The sequence below is a fragment of the Arthrobacter sp. D5-1 genome, from assembly GCF_017357425.1.
Lineage (GTDB): Bacteria > Actinomycetota > Actinomycetes > Actinomycetales > Micrococcaceae > Arthrobacter.
Map to the genome: position 1 here is coordinate 3,526,848 of NZ_CP014571.1, position 18,017 is coordinate 3,544,864.

Consider the following 18,017-nt stretch of genomic DNA (forward strand, 5'->3'; position numbering starts at 1 on the left):
CCTCCAAGGGGGCCGTGTCCTGCCGGTAGGGTTGGATCCATGAGTGCACCCATTGACCTGCAGGCCACGTTCATCCCCAACGACGGCGAATTCTTCCGCGTGAAGCTCGCCCTGGAAATCGCCATCGACGAGGTTGTGAACGAGCCCGGCTGCATCCGCTATGAACTGACCGAGGCCACCGAGGAAAAGCTCGTCCTCACGGAGCGCTGGGAATCCGAGGAACTCCTCGAGAAGCACTCCAAGGGCATCGCTGTCCAGGACCTGAACGAGTCCCTCAGCGCCTTGCTGGCTGAGCCCGTCAAGCTCGAACGGCTCTGATCACCGCAATACAGCGAAAACGCCTTAAAGCCTCGAGGTCGCCGGAAATTTCCGGCGACCTCGTTGCGTTTCCAGCGGTTTCAGTGTTCCAAACCGCCGCTCGTTCTTAGTTTTCCTGCGCCTCGGCACGCGCCTTGGCAACGTGGGCGTGGACCTCTTCCATGTCCAGGCCCTTCACGGCTTCAATGACCTGCTCAAGCTGCTGGCCGTTGAGGGCACCGGGCTGCGAGAAGACCAGGACCTTCTCGCGGAAAGCCATGAGTGTGGGGATGGACGTGATTCCCGCTTCGGCGGCCAGTTGCTGTTCGGCCTCGGTGTCCACCTTCGCGAAAACGACGTCGGCGTGCTTGTCCGAAGCTGCCCCGTACGTGGGCGCGAACTGGCGGCACGGGCCGCACCATGCAGCCCAGAAATCCACCAGGACAATGTCGTTGTCCTCGATAGTCGATGCGAACTGTTCTCCAGTGATGTCAACTGTAGCCATGGTTCCACGGTACGCGACCCTGCCCGCTAAGTCCCGTGGAGGGGCGCCCTGTTCGCTTCCCGCGTTACCGGGAATAAAGCACGGTTTCCCTTACTTGCCCAACACGTGCTTCAGCGCGGACGCATACAGCGGCGCCACCTTGTTGTGGCCGGTCTGGTTCATGTGGGTGTCGTCGAGGTAGTCGCCGGCCGCTCCCGCAATGGTCGCCGTACCGGCCATGGAAATCCGCGGCCAACCGCGAAGTGCAGCTTCGCGGGTCACGAGGCCATCCACCCACCGGCGCTGGACGTGGTTGGAGTCGTACCGTGACAGCACGCCGTTGACCAGTATGGTGCTGCGGGGGTACTTGCGCCGGAGCTCGTCCCATAGCCGGTTGGCTTGGGACAGGATGGCTGCATCCGTGGCGCCGATCCTGGCGTCGTTGCCGCCCAAAGTTACCACTACCAGCCCGGGGCTGCCCTGCGGCAGGAGGATCCGGTCCTGCGCCAGCGCATCAGTCGCTGAGCCACCCCCGACGGCGGGACTTCCGGAAACGTAGCCGAGCCCGCCAATGCTGCGGACCACCTGGCGTGGGTACCCTGCGCCGCGGGCACCCTGCTCGCCCCAGGAATCCAGGTCCAGTTGGGAGTCACCCAGGAAAACCACAGTGGATGCGTCAACGGCCTCGGCCGAATAGAGCTCTTCCGTGGCGTCGCTCCAGATGGTTTCCAGCTTCTGGAAGGCCACATGGGTTCCGCGTCCGTCCATCCAGGTGTCGCGGACGGGCCAGCCGAACTCACCCGGGTTGGCGGACCACACTTTATAGGTGGGGTGTCCAACGATACGCGCCCCGGTGGACGGCCCCCACACCAGCCAGCCGTTGACGAACTGTTGCACGAGTCCGCCGGCACGCGGAAGCTTGTCCGTGAGAGGAAGCCCCAACTGTCCGGCCGCTCCGCCCAGCGAGTTGTATCGGTTGTGGACATCGCCGTGGGTGGTGGAATGCGCCCCCGTCGCCGCGGACCAGTAGACCGTGCCGCCCTGGAAGAGTTGGTAGACAAAGGTGTTTTGCCGGACTTCCTCACCGACCGGATATCCGAGGGCGCCATTTTGGCCTCCCGTGGAGGACCAGTAGCTCCGGATGGCACCGGTCAATGCGCGGGCACCGGTGGCTGGTGACCAGATGATTGTTCCGCGCTGGTACTGCTGGGAGGAGCCGCCATTCTTCAGGCCCAGGGCTTCATCCGTGGCGGGGTACCCCAGCTCGCCTTCTTCCATGCCGGCTTTCCGCCATCGTTCACGGATGGCCCCCATGGACGGGTGTGCCCCGGTGGCCGGCGACCACACCACAAAGCCTCGTTCGAAAGCCTGCCAGGCGCCGCCGTCGCGCAGTCCCGTACTTTCCCCGGTAACCGGATAGCCCAGGTAACCGGTTTCAAAGCCGGCACGTCCCCAGGCCAGATGGATGGATCCGCTGGTCCGCTGCGCACCCGTTCCCGGCGAGTACGTGATGGCGCCACGTTCATAGGTCTGCTTGGACCCTCCGTTGCGCAGCCCAGTGGTGGTGTCTGTCTTTGGATAGCCGTGAAATCCGGAAGGGCCGCCCGCAGCCCACCACGATGTACGGACCGGTCCGTTGACCACCACGCGCGCCCCGGTACGCGCGGACCAGGCGATGTCACCGCCGGCAAACCGTTGCACACAACCGCTGGTGCTCCCGCTGCCGGAACATTCCTCGGTACTGGTGGGGCGGAGCAGCACGCTTCGTGCCCACGCGCTGGTGTTGTACAGGTTGCCGATCGCACCAGTAAGGGGCGGCGTCGAGGTCTCCGCCGGAACAGCCAGCGGGACTGAGGCTTGGACGGAAGTGCTGAGGGCGGGAGCGGCTTGCGCGGGAAGTGCCGCACCCAGCGCACCAGGAAGCAGCAGCCCCATGGCTACCGCGCCAAGAAACCAACCCCGCGCCGGCCCCACGGCCGTCTTGTTAAAGCCCACTTCGCCAACCCCCACCTGCTGCCCCATCAATAACACTGAGGCAAGTATCTGCGACGCCGGCACACTCAACACCGGCGACCCAACCAATGGTGTCACATCGTTATGACCCTGCCACTTGATGGACATTGAACAAATGTTTAGTGTTTGAAACATGCGTTCAAGCGCAGAGGATCTCACCACCCGGGCCCGCATCCGCGACGCCGCCATCGACCTGTTCGGCCGGGATGGATTCGCCCGCGCCACGGTCCGGGCCGTCGCCTCGCTGGCCGGGGTCAGCCCAGGCCTGGTCATCCACCATTTCGGCAGCAAAGAAAACCTCCGCGCTGCCTGCGACCAGCATGTCCTCGCCCAAACAGCCAGCCAGGGCCTCGAGAAGACCCGCCCGGGATCAACACGCCAACTGATCCAGGACTACCTCAACCACCCGGAACAATACGCCCAGGAGATCGCCTACATCCGCCAATCACTGAGTGACGAGTCCGATGCCGGCGATGCCTTCTTTGATGCTGTCGTGAGGCAAACAGAGGACATCATCAACGCCGGAATCGCGGCAGGAACCATCCGGAAGTTCAACGACGTCCGATCCACCGCCGTCGTGATTGCCTCCAACAGCCTGTCCATCCTCATGCTGGGCAGGCATCTCTCAAGGACGCTGGGCGAATTCACTCCGGAGCCCCACGGAATCGGACCCGGGTTGCTGCGGCAGCTCACGCTGCCCGCCCTGGAGATCTACACCCACGGTTTTTATACCGATTCGCGGTTCCTTGAGGCGGCCCGCGACGCTTTGCAGCAAGACACCATCAACCACTGAAGGGAGCATGCCCCGTGACCCAGGCAATCGTCGTCGAGGGGTTGCGCAAGAAGTTCGGTCACCGCGAGGTCCTCCACGGACTGGATTTTGCGGTGGAGGCCGGGACGGTGTTCGGCGTCATCGGGCCCAACGGCGCCGGCAAGACCACCACCATGCGCTGCCTGTTGGACATCATCCGGCCCAGCGCGGGTTCCATCTCGGTTCTCGGACAGAATCCCCGCCGCGCGGGTACCTCCCTTCGCCGAAGGATCGGCTACCTGCCCGGCGAGCTCCACTTGGAGAACCGCACCACAGGCCGCCGCACGTTGGAGCACTTTGCCGCCATCAGCGGCCCTGTGGACCCCCACCACGTCAACGACCTCGCTGACCGCCTGAACCTGGACCTGAGCCGCCAAACCCGGAAACTCTCCAAAGGCAACAAACAGAAGCTGGGGTTGCTGCAGGCCTTCCAGCACCAACCCGAACTCCTGGTGCTGGACGAACCAACCAGCGGCCTGGACCCCTTGGTCCAGCAGGTTTTTCATGCCATGGTCCGCGAGGCAGTGGCCGCAGGCGCCACGGTGTTCCTCAGCTCCCATGTCCTCAGTGAAGTCCAACAAGCAGCCGACGCCGTCGCCATCCTCCGCGACGGCGAAATCGTCACCGTGTCCACCGTGGAGGCCCTACGGATGGCGGCCGTCCGGCAACTCCGGTTCAACAGCACCGGTACCGCAGCGAACGACGTCGGGGCGCTGCTGGCCCGGGTGCCGGGCATCGCCAACGTCGCGGTGCGGGAACTCCCCGCCGACGGCCACGCTGTCGGGACAGTGGTGGCAAGGGCGACGCTATCCGGGCACGTCCGGCCCCTGGTCCAGGCATTGGCGCGACTGGACCTGACGGACCTTGTCCTGGAAGAACCGGACCTCGAAGAGGCCGTTCTGACCTTGTACACCGGCGGCGCTGGCAGCGAACCAGCTGCTGACACGGGCGGTGCCGGTTCGGCTGACTCTCATCGTCGTGCGGAAGGAGCCCACCGTGCCTAGGATCCTGCCCCTCTTCACCAAGGCCCTGACCGACTCCTGGCGTTCCACGCTGGCTTGGGCGTTGGGCCTGGCGGCGGCCTGCATGCTGTACCTGCCGCTCTACCCGTCGATCGGCGGCAGCGCGCAGATGCAGGACCTGATCAACGCGCTTCCCGCCGAGATGACCAAAGCCCTGAACTACGATCAGATCGCATCGGGCCCCGGCTACACACAAGCCACCTTGTTCGGCCTGATTGGCTTCCTGCTGACCTCCATGGCCTCCATTGGCTGGGGCGCGGCGGCGGTGGGAGGAGACGAAGAATCGGGGCTGTTGGAGCTGACTCTCGCCCACAGCGTGACCCGCGTGCAGGTGGTGCTGGAACGCGCCCTCGCCATCCTGGTTCGGATCGCGTTCCTTTCCGTCCTCGTCTTCCTGATGGTGCTGGGACTGAACGGGCCTGCGCAACTGGGCATCGACGTCGGACATCTCGACGGAGCGGTGCTGCTGTTCGCCGCACTTGCCCTTCTCAGCGGAACAGCGGCGCTCTTCGCCGGTGCGCTCAGCGGCAGGAAGGTGTACGGGATCGCTGCGGGCGCCGCCGTCGCTGTCCTCGGCTATGTGTTCAACGCAGTGGGACGGCAAAGTCCGGACGTCGAATGGTTGCTGAACCTTTCGCCATACCACTGGGCGTATGGCAATTCCCCGGTAGCCAACGGCGCTGATTGGGGAGCGGCCGCAGGCCTATTCGGTATCTCGGCGGTACTTATTGTCCTGGGAGCAGTGGCGCTGCGGCACCGTGATGTGGGTGTTTAGCTCCAGACGTGCGGGGCGGGGCGACGTGCTCCGGGGAGCGCATTGTTCTCGCGCCACTCATGGATCCATTGGGGCAACTCGAGGCCTGCCGGAGGCGCACCGAACTCCGCGATGATTTCTTCCTGGGTGACGGGCTTGCCCTTTGCCACCAGTCGTGTGGCAATGTGCGCACGGGCGTAGATTTCACCGTCCACCACCATCCGCTGTTCAAAGTAGATGGCTTTGGTATCCAGGCCGATGATGCGGGTCTCAATGGTGTAGCGCTGCCACAGTTGCAGGGACTTGCGGAAAGCGATGGTTTCGCCGGCAGCCACCGGAGTCCACCCCTTCTTGCGCATCTTGGCCCAAATGCCACTGCGGACCATGAGGTCGAAGCGGCCAAGGTCCATCAGCGAAAAGTACATGCCGTTGTTGACGTGCAAGGCAATGTCGATGTCCGTCGGCAGCACTTTCAGGGGAAGGGAGGACTCCTCCCAGACACCCAGGGGCGAGCGCTTGGAGGAAGTGAAGAGCAGCATGAGGGTGCGAAGAAGCAGATGCATGCCCACAATGTTACCCGCGGGTAACTTCCGGCGAAAGGCGTGGACCGCATGATGGACAGGCCGGTAGTCCATAACCTGCTTTATGTCCAACGTTTGCACTAACGTTTACCGCTGGTTCATCAAAGCCATGCAGAATATCTGAAACTCATCTGATGAATGACCATACAAGGGGGACCCTTTGAGCACGCTGCAAACCACCAGGCCACAGGGCCAGGTCTGGCCCGAACTTTCACGCCACCAGAACGTTGTCCTCCAGGACGCCCGCGGCAACCGCATTGAGGGAACCATCGACGGCATGACCGAGGACCGCAGCACGCTGTGGATCCAGCTCAAAGGCGGCCTCGGCAGGCAGTTGATCCACCACCTCGACGGATACTGGCTGGAGACGCCCGCTGCCTGAGGCGTCCGGTCCAGGCTCATCCTGCACGGGCTCCTCCGTTAGTCCCGTCCGGGCTGCGGTGCCTGCGGTGGCTAGTATTCCCCTATGACACAAGCGCGATACCGGGACCTGGTGGAATGGCCCCTCATGGCCACGGCACTGATTTTCCTCACTGCCTATGCCTGGCAGGTCATCGGCCGGGTGGACGGTGCCGCGGCAGTGCCGTTCGAGGTTGTCCTCTGGATTACCTGGGGCATCTTCGCGCTGGACTACTTCGTCAACCTGTGGCTTGCCGAAGACAGGATGCGGTGGTTCCTCTGGAACCTGCACGAACTCCTGATTGTGGTGCTCCCCTTCTTCCGGCCCTTGCGGCTGCTGCGGTTGGTCACTTTGCTCTCCGTTCTCCAGCGCACCGTGGGCGAAACTTTGCGCGGGCGGGTTGCCACCTACGTGGCAGGAGCGGCCGCGATGCTCATCCTCATCGGCGCACTGGCCGTACTGGATGTCGAGCAGAACGACCCCGCCGCCAAGATCCTCAACTTCGGTGACGCTGCCTGGTGGGCCGTCACCACCATCACCACCGTGGGCTACGGAGACCTGTATCCCGTGACCCCCATTGGAAGGATCGTGGCCGCGGCCCTCATGATGAGCGGCATCGCGGTGCTGGGTATTGTCACAGCATCCATCGCTTCCTGGCTGGTTCAACGGATTGAGGAGAACGCGGAGGGCGTGGCAGCGGCAGCCGAAGAGAAGGCGGTCGCCGCCGAGGAACCCGTTCGCGCGGAGATGGCTGACCTGGTGACCGAGATCGCAGCCCTGCGGATGGAGATCGCCGAACTCCGGGAAGCCACGGCGGTCCGGCAAACCACGGAATTCGGGCGGGAGCGCGAGGTCTAGGCGCGGCGTCCCGCGCGAACACGTACCGTCACCACCTACTTTGACAGCCCGGATGCCATGACACGCACTGGGTTACCGCGAGTCGCCGGGTAAGTGCGATCAAAGGTGGTGGTGGCGGCACGGCGAACCTGTGCTCGTTCGGATCCCATGCCGCGCACGGTCGAGCAAGGCGGCCAACAGCCCGATCACCCGGCAGGGATCCGGCGGCGGGAACTCGCTGGACACACAAAAAAATCCCCGGAACCAGTGGTTCCGGGGATTTTCCTTGGGTGGCAGATGAGGGATTCGAACCCCCGTAGGCGTTGCCAGCTGATTTACAGTCAGCCCCCTTTGGCCGCTCGGGTAATCTGCCGAACTTCAAAAGAAGATCACTTCCGGAGACCATTTCTTTCGATCCGGTAACCGAAGGCAGAGACAACCTTACAGAACTTTCTGCGAAGAATCTAATCGAGGACAGGCGCCCTGGATTTCGCGGTATTTCAGGCTTCGCCGAGGATCCTGCCAGCCAGTTTCGCTTCGAACTTTTCAGCCTGCTCGGCGGTGATCTGGTTGAGCTGCACGGCCCGCAGCAGGTCAGCGTGCACTCCGTCCATGCGTGAGGTGGCGTCGGGAACAGGGCTCAGGACGATCGATGCCGCAACCGCCGCTGCCGCCACTGCACTGGCTGCGGCAACTGCTGCCGTGCCAAGGGAGCCAGCCGCTGCAGTAGCGGATTTACTGATGGACTGGACGGCCTTGCTGCTCATGCTGATCCTCCACTATGCGTTCTTCCAACTGGTACAACTCTCAACCCGCAGCCTCAGTTCCAACCTTGCATGTGCTGTGAGCGAACTGTGAATGCGCTCCACCGCCCCAAGCAGCACCTTCCGTACTAGGCTGGATGCCAGACCAACCCGCCCTCACAGGGCCCCCAACCTAAGGAGAGTCATGGCAGGCGAATCCACATTCGACGTCGTCAGCAAGGTAGACAAGCAAGAGGTCGCCAACGCGCTGAACCAGTCCCAGAAGGAAATCGCGCAGCGATATGATTTCAAGGGTGTTGGCGCGGAGATCGACTTCAGCGGCGAGAAGATCCTCATGAAGGCCAATTCCGAGGACCGGGTGCTTGCTGTCCTGGATGTTTTCCAGTCCAAGCTGATCAAGCGCGGCATCTCGCTGAAGTCCCTGGACCAGGGCGAGCCCTTCCCCTCCGGCAAGGAATTCCGCCTGGAGTGCACCATCAAGGAGGGCATTGCCCAGGACATCGCCAAGAAGATCAACAAGATCATCCGCGATGAAGCCCCCAAGTCCGTCAAGTCCCAGATCCAGGGCGACGAACTCCGCGTGACCTCCAAGTCCCGTGACGACCTTCAGGAAACCATGAACATCCTGAAGAAGTTCGAAGAGGCCGACCTGCAGTTCGTGAACTTCCGCAGCTAGTCGCACACCGTTCGAAAAGCCGGGATGCAGGCCCACCAAGGGGTCCGCATCCCGGCTTTTTGCTGCCCGGGAATACGGACAACACCAAGACCACGGGCGCCACGGATGGTCCCATCCAGGTCAGTCCGGCAAGGTGGCTTCATCGGCGAGGGGCTGTTCGCGTAGTCCGGGCGTGACCGGTTCACTGTGAACCTAGGAAAGCGGGCGGCCGGCCATCTGTTCCAAGCGGCTGATCCGTTCATTCATCGGCGGGTGGGTGGAGAACATGCGGCGCATGCCGCCGCCCCGGAACGGGTTGGCAATCATCAAGTGCGACGCGTTGACGAGCTTCTGGTCCTGCGGGAGCGGCAGCTGGGTGACGCCGGACTCGATCTTGCGCAGGGCTGAGGCGAGTGCCAGCGGATCGCCGGTGAGCTCGGCACCGTCCTCATCGGCGTCGTACTCCCGCGTGCGGGAGATGGCCATCTGGATGAGCGAAGCCGCGAACGGAGCCAGCAACGCCATGGCGATGGTGGCCAGCGGGTTGGCGTTGCGCCGGTCCCCGCTGCCGAAGATCAGCAGCATCTGCCCCACGGACGTAATGACTCCGGCCACTGCAGCAGCCACCGACGAGGTCAGGATGTCGCGGTTGTACACGTGCATCAGTTCATGCCCCAGCACTCCCCGGAGTTCCCGGGCATCCAGGAGGTGCAGGATCCCTTCGGTGCAGCACACGGCGGCGTTCTTGGGGTTGCGGCCGGTGGCAAAGGCGTTGGGGGTCATGGTGGGCGACAGGTAGATCCGCGGCATTGGCTTGTTGGCCCTGACGGAAAGCTCCCGAACGATCTGGTACAGATGAGGAGCCTGGGACTCAGTGACCGGGTAGGCGGCCATGGACCGGATGGCGATCTTGTCGCTGTTCCAGTATCCGTAGGCGGTGGTGCCGACGCCGATCAACGCCATGATCCAGATGGGCGTGGTGCTGCGCGTGCCCGCTGCGATGAGGGCGCCCAAACCCAACAACACCGCCCACAGCACGCCGAACAGTGCCGCCGTCTTGAGTCCATTGTTGTGTTTGTGCACGGTGGTTCTTGCCTCTTCCTTCGGCTCCAGCAGGGGTTCTGTACGGATTAACGCCGACGCCGGTCGTCATGTTCCGATCCCAGCCTACGGCGGCGGCGTGGACGGCAGTGCTAGGGCACCGGGTGTTTGGCGTCGTAGGCAACGAACCCGGGCTGAAAGCGCGAAGCCAGCCACGCCAGGACGATGCAGAGGAGTCCACCTATCAGCAACACTCCGCCCTCGCTGAGGAACTGTGTGACACCTCCGGCCAGCATGTCCCCCACCCTCGGTCCCCCCGCCACCACCACGATGAACACGCCCTGCAGCCGGCCGCGCAGATGATCCGGGGTGGCCGACTGGAGGATGGTGGTGCGGAAGACGGCGCTGACGGAGTCTGAAATACCGGCAAGGGCACAGCACAGGGCTGCCGGAATCAGCCACGGCGTAACTCCATCGCGTCCCGAGTCCCCCGCCAGCAGTACCACCAGCCCGAAGCCCGCAATGGAGGCTCCCCAACCCACCACGGACCACACGACAGCGCTGCCCTGCCGCCGCACCCGGCCCAGTGGCCCGGAAAACAGGCCTGCGAGGAAGGCACCCACAGCCGTGGACGCAAGCAGCACACCCACCGTGGTTTCACCTCCGCCGATCATGACCGCACCGATGGCCGGCATGAGGGCACGGGGTTGGGCGCAGATCATGGCGATGAGGTCGATGATGAAGGTCATGCGGACGTTGGGGCGGGTACCCAGGAAGCGGAACCCTTCCACCACTGATCGCAGCCCCGGCCGCACAGCGTCCTTGGACGGCGGCAAGGGCGGGAGCTTGAAGAGGCCCCAGAGGGCGAACGTGAAGCTGATGACATCGATCGTGTAGGTCCAGCCGAAGCCGATGGTGGCCACCAGAACGCCTGCCAGGAGTGGTCCGGCAGTCATGGACAGGCCGAACGTCAACATGCTCAGTGCGTTGGCTGCAGGGAGCAGGTCCTTACGGACCAGCAACGGAATGATGGCGCTGCGGGCGGGGCCGTTGATGCCTTGCGCTCCACTTTGGATGGCCACCAGTGCGTAGAGTATCCAAATGTTGCCGATCTCCAGCCATGCCTGCAAGGCAAGCCCCGCAGTGGTCGCCCAGAGCACAAGGGAGGCGATGATGGCCACTTTGCGGCGATCATAGGCGTCCGAGATGGACCCGCCGTAGAGTCCGGCGATCACCAACGGGACCAGCGCGAAGATGCCCAGCAGTCCCACGTAGAAGCTCTCCTGGGTGAGCCGGTAGACCTCCAGGCTGACCGCCACCAACGTCAGTTGGGTACCGATGGCAGCCACCGATGCGCCCAGCCAGAGCCGCCGGAAAGCCGGGCTCTCCTTCAACGGGGTGATGTCTGCCAGTAGTTTCGCCACCGTCCTACCTTAACGACCGTTGCGGCGGCTGCCCCGCACCCTCCCGCCTGCGGGCACCGCTTGGTAGGCTCACCCGGGGGAAGGAGTTGACATGGTCACATCGCGACGATTGCTGTACCGTTCGGCTTTTTGGGAGATCGCCAGGCCACGTCACCCCCTTACTGCCGGGCATGTCGTCATCCGGTTGTCGGATCCCGCAACAGAGTTTGCACACCCCTCGGCCACGGACTGGCTTTTCTGCCACGGCCTGGTCCGTGCCGCCTTGGCCGACGTCCTTGGTGCCACCCGCTGCGCCATCATGTTTGCTTACCAATGGCATCCCCTGGGCTCAGCCATTGGAGAGCCTGTAGCGGAATCGTCAACGCCGACATTCCACCTCTTCAGCCGGTGGGACGGAGAAACCACGACGCCGGGACACCAGCTTTCGCTTCCGGCGCACCGACGGGCTGGCGAGACGGACCACGATCTGGAAGCCACCGATGCTGCCCTGCGCGAGGCGCTCAGGCTGGCCGTACCGGAAACCATGGTGGGATCCGACGCTACGGTGCGTGCCGGCGTCGAGCCTCTTTCAGGGCCGGAACCGCTGGTCCGGGCTGTGGACGCGGGTCCCCGCCATACGATCCTCGAACCCGTCAGGAACGTGGCGGCCATCAGCGAGGTCAGGCCGGTCGAGTTACTGGCGATGGGTGCAGCCCTGACCGCACTCCCCCGGACTGGCGGCTTCAGCGGTGTCAGTTGCGTGGCCCTGGAAGGAGCGGGCACAAGTGCCCCTGTTCGGGTCCATGCAGTCCGCAGATCGGCAGCCGAAGACCACAATCCCCTGGAAGATCTGTTCAATTCACCGGAAGTTAGCCTTGCCTTATTGTGAACTCCTCAAAATAAGTGTTTCAATGAATGCATGACAGATCACACAGCCGAGCAAGCAGAATGGGCAGCTGCCCTGCATGCCCACGGCCGGCGTGTGACCAAACAGCGGCTGGCAGTGCTCGCCGCGGTCCAGCACCATCCGCACTCTCCGGCTGAAGGCATCCTTGCCGCTGCCCGCAAAGAGCTTCCTGAACTGACGGCGCAGTCCGTTTACGTGGTTCTCAGCGACCTGACGGACCTGCAGATGTTGCGACGCTTTGAGCCTCCGCACTCCCCGGCCCTTTACGAGACCCGGGTGGGCGACAACCACCACCACGCCGTCTGCATCAGTTGCGGCAAAGTGGAGGACGTCGATTGCGCCGTGGGACACGCACCGTGCCTCACCCCGCACTGGGATGAGAACTCCAAGCCCATGACCATCCAGATCGCAGACGTCCTGTACCAGGGCATCTGCCAGGACTGCCAGTCCAAACAACAGCTTCCCGTAACTTCCGTAACTCAGAAATAAGAAAAAGGAGAACAATGACTGCCATTTCAACTACCCAGTCAGGTGCCCCCGTTACCTCCGACGCGCACTCCAAGTCCGTCGGCGCTGACGGTGCCATCATCCTCACCGACCACTACCTGGTGGAAAAGCTTGCACAGTTCAACCGCGAGCGGGTCCCGGAGCGTGTAGTGCACGCCAAGGGTGGCGGCGCATTTGGTACGTTCAAGACCACCTCGGACGTTTCGGCCTACACCAAGGCAGCCTTCCTCCAGCCGGGCGTCGAGACGGACATGCTGATCCGTTTCTCCTCCGTCGCCGGCGAGAACGGTTCTCCCGATACCTGGCGTGACCCCCGCGGTTTCGCCGTGAAGTTCTACACCTCCGAGGGCAACTACGACCTCGTTGGCAACAACACCCCCGTCTTCTTCATCCGCGACGGCATCAAGTTCCCTGACTTCATCCACTCCCAGAAGCGCCTCCCGGGCAGCCACCTGCGTGACGCTGACATGCAGTGGGACTTCTGGACCCTCTCCCCCGAGTCCGCCCACCAGGTCACCTGGCTCATGGGCGACCGCGGCCTCCCGGCTTCCTGGCGTGAAATGCAGGGCTACGGCTCGCACACCTACCAGTGGATCAACGCCGCCGGCGAGCGCTTCTGGGTCAAGTACCACTTCAAGTCCAACCAGGGCGTCAAGACCATCACCGGCGACCAGGCTGAGCAGCTTGCCGGTTCGGATGCGGACTTCTACATCCGCGACCTCCAGGAAAACATCGACGCCGGCAACTTCCCCTCCTGGGAACTGCACGTCCAGGTCATGCCGTACGAGGACGCCAAGACGTACCGCTTCAACCCGTTCGACCTCACCAAGGTCTGGCCGCACTCGGACTACCCGCTGATCCACGTGGGCACCATGGAGCTGAACAAGAACCCGGAAAACTACTTCGCGCAGATCGAGCAGGCCACCTTCGCGCCGTCGAACTTCGTACCGGGCATTGCCGCTTCCCCGGACAAGATGCTGCAGGCCCGCATCTTCTCCTACGCAGACGCACACCGTTACCGCGTTGGCACCAACCACGCACAGATCCCGGTGAACCAGCCCAAGAACCAGGTCAACAACTACAGCCAGGACGGCCAGGGTCGTTACCTGTTCAACTCCCCGTCCACCCCGGTGTACGCACCGAACTCCGTTGGTGGCCCGGCTGCTGTTGAGCCGACGTCGCCCGCCGGTGGCTGGGAGAACGACGGCGAGCTCACCCTCTCCGCCCACACCCTGCACGCTGAGGACGACGACTTCGGCCAGGCCGGTACCTTGTACCGCGAGGTCTACGATGACGCTGCCAAGGCCCGCCTCCTGGACACCATCACCGGTGCTGTTGGCGGCGTGAAGAACGCTGACATCAAGGAACGCGCCATCCAGTACTGGACCAACGTTGACTCCGATCTTGGCGCCAAGCTCCGCGCCAACCTCGGTGCAGGTCAGACCGAGTCCGACGCCGAAGCAGCCAACAAGCTCTAAGCGTCTTCGCTCTCCAGCATTTCCTGGAACACCCCGTCGCGGATCTTCTCCGCGGCGGGGTGTTCTTTTTGTTTTTCCACATAGCCTTCTTTGGCTATGGCTGGGCGGGTATCGCCGTCCCTAGGATCCTTCTATGACCACATTCGAAGGCATCCCTACCGCCGCATTCCGTTTCTACGCCGAGCTCGAAGAGAACAACAACCGTGAGTGGTGGCTTGAACACAAAACCACGTACGACGCCGAGGTCAAAGAGCCGCTGACAGTTCTCCTTTCAGAGTTGGAGCCGCAGTTCGGGCCAGCCAAGATCTTTCGTCCCAACCGCGATATCCGGTTCTCCCAGGACAAGTCTCCGTACAAGACAGCGCAAGGGGCCTTTGCAGCTACTCAGGAAGGTGTTGGCTTCTACGTCCAGATCAGCGCCGATGGCCTGCTGATCGGCGGGGGCTACCACTCGCACACTCCGGCGCAGCTGGCCCGTTTCCGGGCGGCAGTGGATGCTCCTGACAGTGGGTTGGAACTGCAGGAGATCGTCGGTGCTGTGGCCGCCGCCGGCTTCGCCATCGAAGGCGAGAAGCTGAAGACTGTCCCGCGGGGATTCGACAAGGATCATCCGCGCGGAGAGCTCCTCAAACACAAGTCGTTGTCGGCCGGCGTTGAGGTTGGCCAACCGGAGTGGCTCTCCACTCCCGCAGCCCGTAACGAGATTGCTGCCCGGTGGGAAGTGCTGAGGCCGCTGGTGGAATGGGTCGGCGTTCACGCGGCGCCGTAATGGCGCTGGTGTTGGCGGGAACGCGCAAAAGCGCCCGGAAACCGATGGTTCCCGGGCGCTTCATGGAGCGACTTCTGGAGCTAACGAGTGCAGCTGTCTGACAAGCTGCCGCGATTGGTTTAGACCTTCGTGTAGCTGTCTTCGTCCTCGTCGCCGTCGACCTGGCGGCTTCCGGGAGCACCGTTCACGGAGGCCTTGGCCGCAGCGAACTTCTCATTGAGCCGTGAGTGGCGCTGGCCGTAGGAGAAGTAGATGACCATGCCAATGACCAGCCAGATCGCGAAGAAGATCCAGGTTTCCACAGCCAGGTTCGTCATCAGGTAAAGGCAGAGGATTGCTGAGACCCACGGCAAGACCTTGCCGAACGGAACGCGGAAGGCGGGCTTGAGGTCCGGGCGCTTCTTGCGCAGCACCAGGATGCCCAGGCTCACCATCACGAACGCAGACAGCGTTCCGATGTTGATCATTTCCTCGAGCAGGTCCACCTTCGTTACGCCGGCCACCAGGGCTACGGCCGCACCGCAGATGATCTGCAAACGGGCCGGCGTGGAACGCTTTTCGCTGGTTTTGGACAGCGAACGTGGCAGGAGTCCGTCGCGGCTCATTGCCAGGACCACGCGGGACAGGCCCATCAGCAGCACCATGATCACGGTGGTCAAGCCCACCAGGGAACCGAAGGCGATGATCTTGGCAGCATCAGTGTTGCCCACGGCTTCGAAAGCTGTGGTCAGGGTGGGGTTCTTCACCTCGGCCAATTGTGTGTAGGAAACCATGCCAGTCAGCGCAAGGGAGACCAGGATGTACAGCAGCGTCACTACGGCAAGGCCACCGAAGATGCCCCGGGGAAGGGTCTTCTGCGGGTTCTTGACCTCTTCTGCGGAGGTCGCCACTACGTCGAAGCCGATAAAGGCGAAGAAGACCAAGGCTGCGCCGGCGAAGACGCCCAGGGTTCCATACTGGGCCGGAGCGGCGCCTGTGAGGAAGCCGAAGAAGGACTGCTTCATAACGTCGGCGGCGCCGGAGTCGGTGGGCTCGGAGGCTGGAATGAAGGGGGTGTAGTTGGAGAACTTCACGTAGCTGAAACCAACCACGATCACGAACAGCACCACCGCAATCTTGATCAACGTAAAGACGTTGCCGACGCGGGCGGACAGCTTTGTCCCCAGCACCAGCAGCACTGTGAAGATCGCAACAATGAGGAACGCACCCCAGTAGAGGTCAACGCCGGCTACCTGGATTGACGGTGGCATCTCCACGCCCATCAAGCCAAAGACCGTACTGAGGTAGATGCCCCAGTACTTGGCGATCACGGCTGCGGCGGTGAAGAGTTCAAGGATGAGGTTCCAGCCAATGATCCACGCAAGGACTTCGCCCATGGTGGCGTACGTGAAGACGTAGGCGGAGCCTGCCACGGGGATCGCCGTGGCGAACTCGGCGTAGCACATGATGGCCAAAGCACAGGTGACAGCTGCAATGGCAAAGCTAATGGTGACGGCGGGGCCGGCAAAGTTGGCAGCGGCCTTGGCGCCGACGGAGAAGATACCGGCGCCGACAGCAACGGCGACGCCCATGATCATGAGGTCCCAGGTGCTCAGGCTGCGCTTGAGCTTGCGACCGGGTTCGTCGGCATCGGCGATCGACTGCTCGATTGACTTGGTCCTGAAAATGTTCATAAAAATGCCACATTCTGGATGGGAGTGGTATAGGACTCATCAAGAATAGTGTCCGGCCAATGGACGGCCATATTTATCCCAGATAGTGAGACGCCTACGCAATTCCCGTGACAGGTGTGGCTGGTGTGATGAAGGCACGTAGCGTCGATCACACCAGCCAGCCACCCTAAATGCTGGGCACGTCCCAGTCCATGAGGGTTGAACGGATCAGGAACCGCTTCCCTTCGGGAGACTCAACGGAGAACCCACTCCCCCGGCCCGGAACCACATCTACGGTGAGGTGGGTGTGGGACCAGTAGTTGAACTGTTCCTTGGACATCCAAAACTCGAGAGGCTGTGGCTCGCCGCCGATTCCAATGTCGAACCTGCCAAGGAGGATATCGGAGTCGCCGGTCAGGAACTCCCCCGCCGGGTAGCACATGGGGGCGGAGCCGTCGCAGCAGCCGCCCGACTGATGGAACATGAGAGGCCCATGCTGGTCCCAAAGCTTACGGAGCAGTTCCACGGACACCGCAGTGAGCGCCACCCGGGAGAAGTCTTCCCCGGGCAGCGTCACCGCGGCTTCCAAGCCGTTGGGATTCATCAGAACTTCAGCACCACACGGCCGTCGATCTTGGCGTGCTTCATCTCGTCAAAGACCGCGTTGACCTCGGAGAGCTCCCGGGTAGAGACCGTTGGCTTGATCTTTCCCTGGGCGTAGAATTCCAGCGCCTCTTCAAGATCCTGCCTTGTGCCCACGATCGAGCCGCGGACGGTCAGGCCCTTGAGGACGATCTCGAAGATGGGCGCCGGGAAGTCTCCTGGTGGCAACCCGTTGAAGACGATCGTTCCGCCACGACGAGCCATACCGATCGCTTGTCCAAAGGCCGACGGGTGCACGGCCGTCACCAGGACTCCGTGGCAACCGCCGGTTTCCCGCTGAATGACTTCCGCCGGGTCCTCGTGGAGGGCGTTGACCGTCAGTTCGGCGCCGTGCTCGCGGGCCAGAGCCAGCTTGTCGTCGGCAATGTCCACGGCAACCACGCGAAGCCCCATGGCCACCGCGTACTGAACCGCGATGTGGCCCAGTCCGCCGATCCCGGAAATAGTGACCCATTGTCCCGGCCTGGCTTCCGTCATCTTGAGGCCCTTGTAGACCGTGACGCCGGCGCACAGGACGGGCGCCACTTCCACGGGGTCCGAGCCCTCCGGAATCCGAGCGGCAAAGCGTGTGTCCACCAGCATGTACTCACCGAACGAGCCATCCACGCTGTAGCCACCGTTCTGCTGGGACTCGCACAGGGTTTCCCACCCGGTCCGGCAGTACTGGCAGTCACCGCAGGCAGACCAAAGCCAGGCATTGCCCACCAGGTCGCCGACAGCAACATCCGTGACACCCTCGCCGAGGGCCACTACTTCTCCCACACCTTCATGGCCCGGGATAAACGGTGGCGTCGGCTTGACCGGCCAGTCGCCTTCGGCGGCGTGCAGGTCGGTGTGACATACCCCCGAGGTGATGAGGCGGACCAGCGCCTGGCCGGGACCCGGCGTCGGCCTTTCCACTTCCTTGATCTCGAGGTCGGTACCGAACTTGGTGACGACTGCAGCTTGCATGGTGGTCATTGACGATCTCCTTTGATCG

Annotated in this window: 20 protein-coding genes and 1 tRNA gene; 11 read left to right on the plus strand and 10 right to left on the minus strand. The window is 63.0% G+C overall.

What is annotated here, in order from left to right; genetic code table 11:
• Nucleotides 1-39 precede the first annotated feature (39 nt).
• A complete protein-coding gene (locus AYX22_RS16245; RefSeq protein ID WP_062073318.1) occupies nt 40-318 on the plus strand; it encodes an antibiotic biosynthesis monooxygenase in 279 nt (92 codons plus the stop codon).
• 106 nt (nt 319-424) lie between these two features.
• On the opposite strand, the gene AYX22_RS16250 is transcribed toward AYX22_RS16245, so the two are convergent.
• Both AYX22_RS16250 and AYX22_RS16255 read right to left on the minus strand, forming a co-directional pair.
• Nucleotides 425-802, minus strand: coding sequence for a thioredoxin domain-containing protein (locus AYX22_RS16250; RefSeq protein ID WP_089595875.1), 378 nt, complete (start codon nt 800-802; stop codon nt 425-427).
• Between the two features lie 90 nt (nt 803-892).
• Nucleotides 893-2,803: a GDSL-type esterase/lipase family protein gene (locus AYX22_RS16255; RefSeq protein ID WP_207594309.1), complete on the minus strand. Its 1,911-nt coding sequence runs from the start codon at nt 2,801-2,803 to the stop codon at nt 893-895.
• 124 nt (nt 2,804-2,927) lie between these two features.
• Here AYX22_RS16255 and AYX22_RS16260 point away from each other — a divergent pair, with 124 nt between their 5' ends.
• From AYX22_RS16260 to AYX22_RS16270, 3 genes are read left to right on the plus strand one after another with little or no spacing between them, the layout of a single operon-like run.
• Nucleotides 2,928-3,587 carry a TetR family transcriptional regulator gene (locus tag AYX22_RS16260; protein ID WP_207594310.1) on the plus strand — a complete coding sequence of 220 codons (660 nt, stop codon included), beginning with the start codon at nt 2,928-2,930 and terminating at the stop codon, nt 3,585-3,587.
• A 14-nt stretch (nt 3,588-3,601) separates the two neighbouring features.
• A complete protein-coding gene (locus AYX22_RS16265) occupies nt 3,602-4,609 on the plus strand; it encodes an ABC transporter ATP-binding protein (protein WP_207594311.1) in 1,008 nt (335 codons plus the stop codon).
• A complete protein-coding gene (locus tag AYX22_RS16270) occupies nt 4,602-5,402 on the plus strand; it encodes an ABC transporter permease subunit (RefSeq protein ID WP_207594312.1) in 801 nt (266 codons plus the stop codon). Before AYX22_RS16265 ends, AYX22_RS16270 begins: the two co-directional genes overlap by 8 nt.
• Here AYX22_RS16270 and AYX22_RS16275 read toward each other — a convergent pair.
• The gene (locus tag AYX22_RS16275) at nt 5,399-5,944 is read right to left on the minus strand and encodes an acyl-CoA thioesterase (protein WP_207594313.1); all 546 of its coding nucleotides are present in this window, start codon (nt 5,942-5,944) and stop codon (nt 5,399-5,401) included. The two genes, AYX22_RS16270 and AYX22_RS16275, sit on opposite strands and share 4 nt — an antisense overlap.
• Nucleotides 5,945-6,122: 178 nt before the next feature.
• On the opposite strand from AYX22_RS16275, the gene AYX22_RS16280 reads away from it, so the two are divergent.
• Complete coding sequence (locus AYX22_RS16280) at nt 6,123-6,344, plus strand: hypothetical protein (RefSeq protein WP_089595880.1); 222 nt, start codon at nt 6,123-6,125, stop codon at nt 6,342-6,344.
• A gap of 84 nt (nt 6,345-6,428) precedes the next feature.
• Entirely contained in the window at nt 6,429-7,220 is a 792-nt protein-coding gene (locus AYX22_RS16285; RefSeq protein WP_207594314.1) for a potassium channel family protein, read from the plus strand.
• Nucleotides 7,221-7,490: 270 nt separating this feature from the next.
• On the opposite strand, the gene AYX22_RS16290 is transcribed toward AYX22_RS16285, so the two are convergent.
• Nucleotides 7,491-7,572, minus strand: a tRNA-Tyr gene (locus AYX22_RS16290).
• 127 nt (nt 7,573-7,699) lie between these two features.
• Nucleotides 7,700-7,966 (minus strand): hypothetical protein, encoded by a 267-nt coding sequence (locus tag AYX22_RS16295; protein ID WP_207594315.1) that lies wholly within the window; start codon nt 7,964-7,966, stop codon nt 7,700-7,702.
• 181 nt (nt 7,967-8,147) lie between these two features.
• On the opposite strand from AYX22_RS16295, the gene AYX22_RS16300 reads away from it, so the two are divergent.
• Nucleotides 8,148-8,639, plus strand: coding sequence for a YajQ family cyclic di-GMP-binding protein (locus tag AYX22_RS16300; RefSeq protein ID WP_017200185.1), 492 nt, complete (start codon nt 8,148-8,150; stop codon nt 8,637-8,639).
• Nucleotides 8,640-8,831: 192 nt separating this feature from the next.
• Here the strand turns inward: AYX22_RS16300 and htpX are convergent, their stop codons facing one another.
• On the minus strand, nt 8,832-9,701 hold the full coding sequence (gene htpX, locus AYX22_RS16305; RefSeq protein ID WP_207594316.1) for a zinc metalloprotease HtpX: 870 nt from the start codon (nt 9,699-9,701) through the stop codon (nt 8,832-8,834).
• Between the two features lie 110 nt (nt 9,702-9,811).
• Complete coding sequence (locus AYX22_RS16310) at nt 9,812-11,083, minus strand: MFS transporter (RefSeq protein ID WP_207594317.1); 1,272 nt, start codon at nt 11,081-11,083, stop codon at nt 9,812-9,814.
• A gap of 91 nt (nt 11,084-11,174) precedes the next feature.
• Here AYX22_RS16310 and AYX22_RS16315 point away from each other — a divergent pair, with 91 nt between their 5' ends.
• From AYX22_RS16315 to AYX22_RS16330, 4 genes are all read left to right on the plus strand, one after another.
• Complete coding sequence (locus AYX22_RS16315; RefSeq protein WP_207594318.1) at nt 11,175-11,951, plus strand: hypothetical protein; 777 nt, start codon at nt 11,175-11,177, stop codon at nt 11,949-11,951.
• Between the two features lie 30 nt (nt 11,952-11,981).
• A complete protein-coding gene (locus AYX22_RS16320) occupies nt 11,982-12,458 on the plus strand; it encodes a Fur family transcriptional regulator (protein ID WP_017199873.1) in 477 nt (158 codons plus the stop codon).
• 14 nt (nt 12,459-12,472) lie between these two features.
• The gene (locus AYX22_RS16325; RefSeq protein WP_207594319.1) at nt 12,473-13,954 is read left to right on the plus strand and encodes a catalase; all 1,482 of its coding nucleotides are present in this window, start codon (nt 12,473-12,475) and stop codon (nt 13,952-13,954) included.
• 133 nt (nt 13,955-14,087) lie between these two features.
• The gene (locus tag AYX22_RS16330) at nt 14,088-14,723 is read left to right on the plus strand and encodes a DUF2461 domain-containing protein (RefSeq protein WP_207594320.1); all 636 of its coding nucleotides are present in this window, start codon (nt 14,088-14,090) and stop codon (nt 14,721-14,723) included.
• Between the two features lie 119 nt (nt 14,724-14,842).
• Here AYX22_RS16330 and AYX22_RS16335 read toward each other — a convergent pair whose 3' ends face one another.
• The 3 genes from AYX22_RS16335 to adhP form a co-directional block, all read right to left on the minus strand.
• The gene (locus AYX22_RS16335) at nt 14,843-16,396 is read right to left on the minus strand and encodes an amino acid permease (RefSeq protein WP_207594321.1); all 1,554 of its coding nucleotides are present in this window, start codon (nt 16,394-16,396) and stop codon (nt 14,843-14,845) included.
• A 166-nt stretch (nt 16,397-16,562) separates the two neighbouring features.
• Entirely contained in the window at nt 16,563-16,979 is a 417-nt protein-coding gene (locus tag AYX22_RS16340) for a DUF779 domain-containing protein (protein ID WP_207594322.1), read from the minus strand.
• Nucleotides 16,979-17,989 carry an alcohol dehydrogenase AdhP gene (adhP, locus tag AYX22_RS16345; protein ID WP_207597620.1) on the minus strand — a complete coding sequence of 337 codons (1,011 nt, stop codon included), beginning with the start codon at nt 17,987-17,989 and terminating at the stop codon, nt 16,979-16,981. The genes AYX22_RS16340 and adhP overlap by 1 nt, the downstream gene beginning before the upstream one ends.
• Nucleotides 17,990-18,017: the final 28 nt, after the last annotated feature.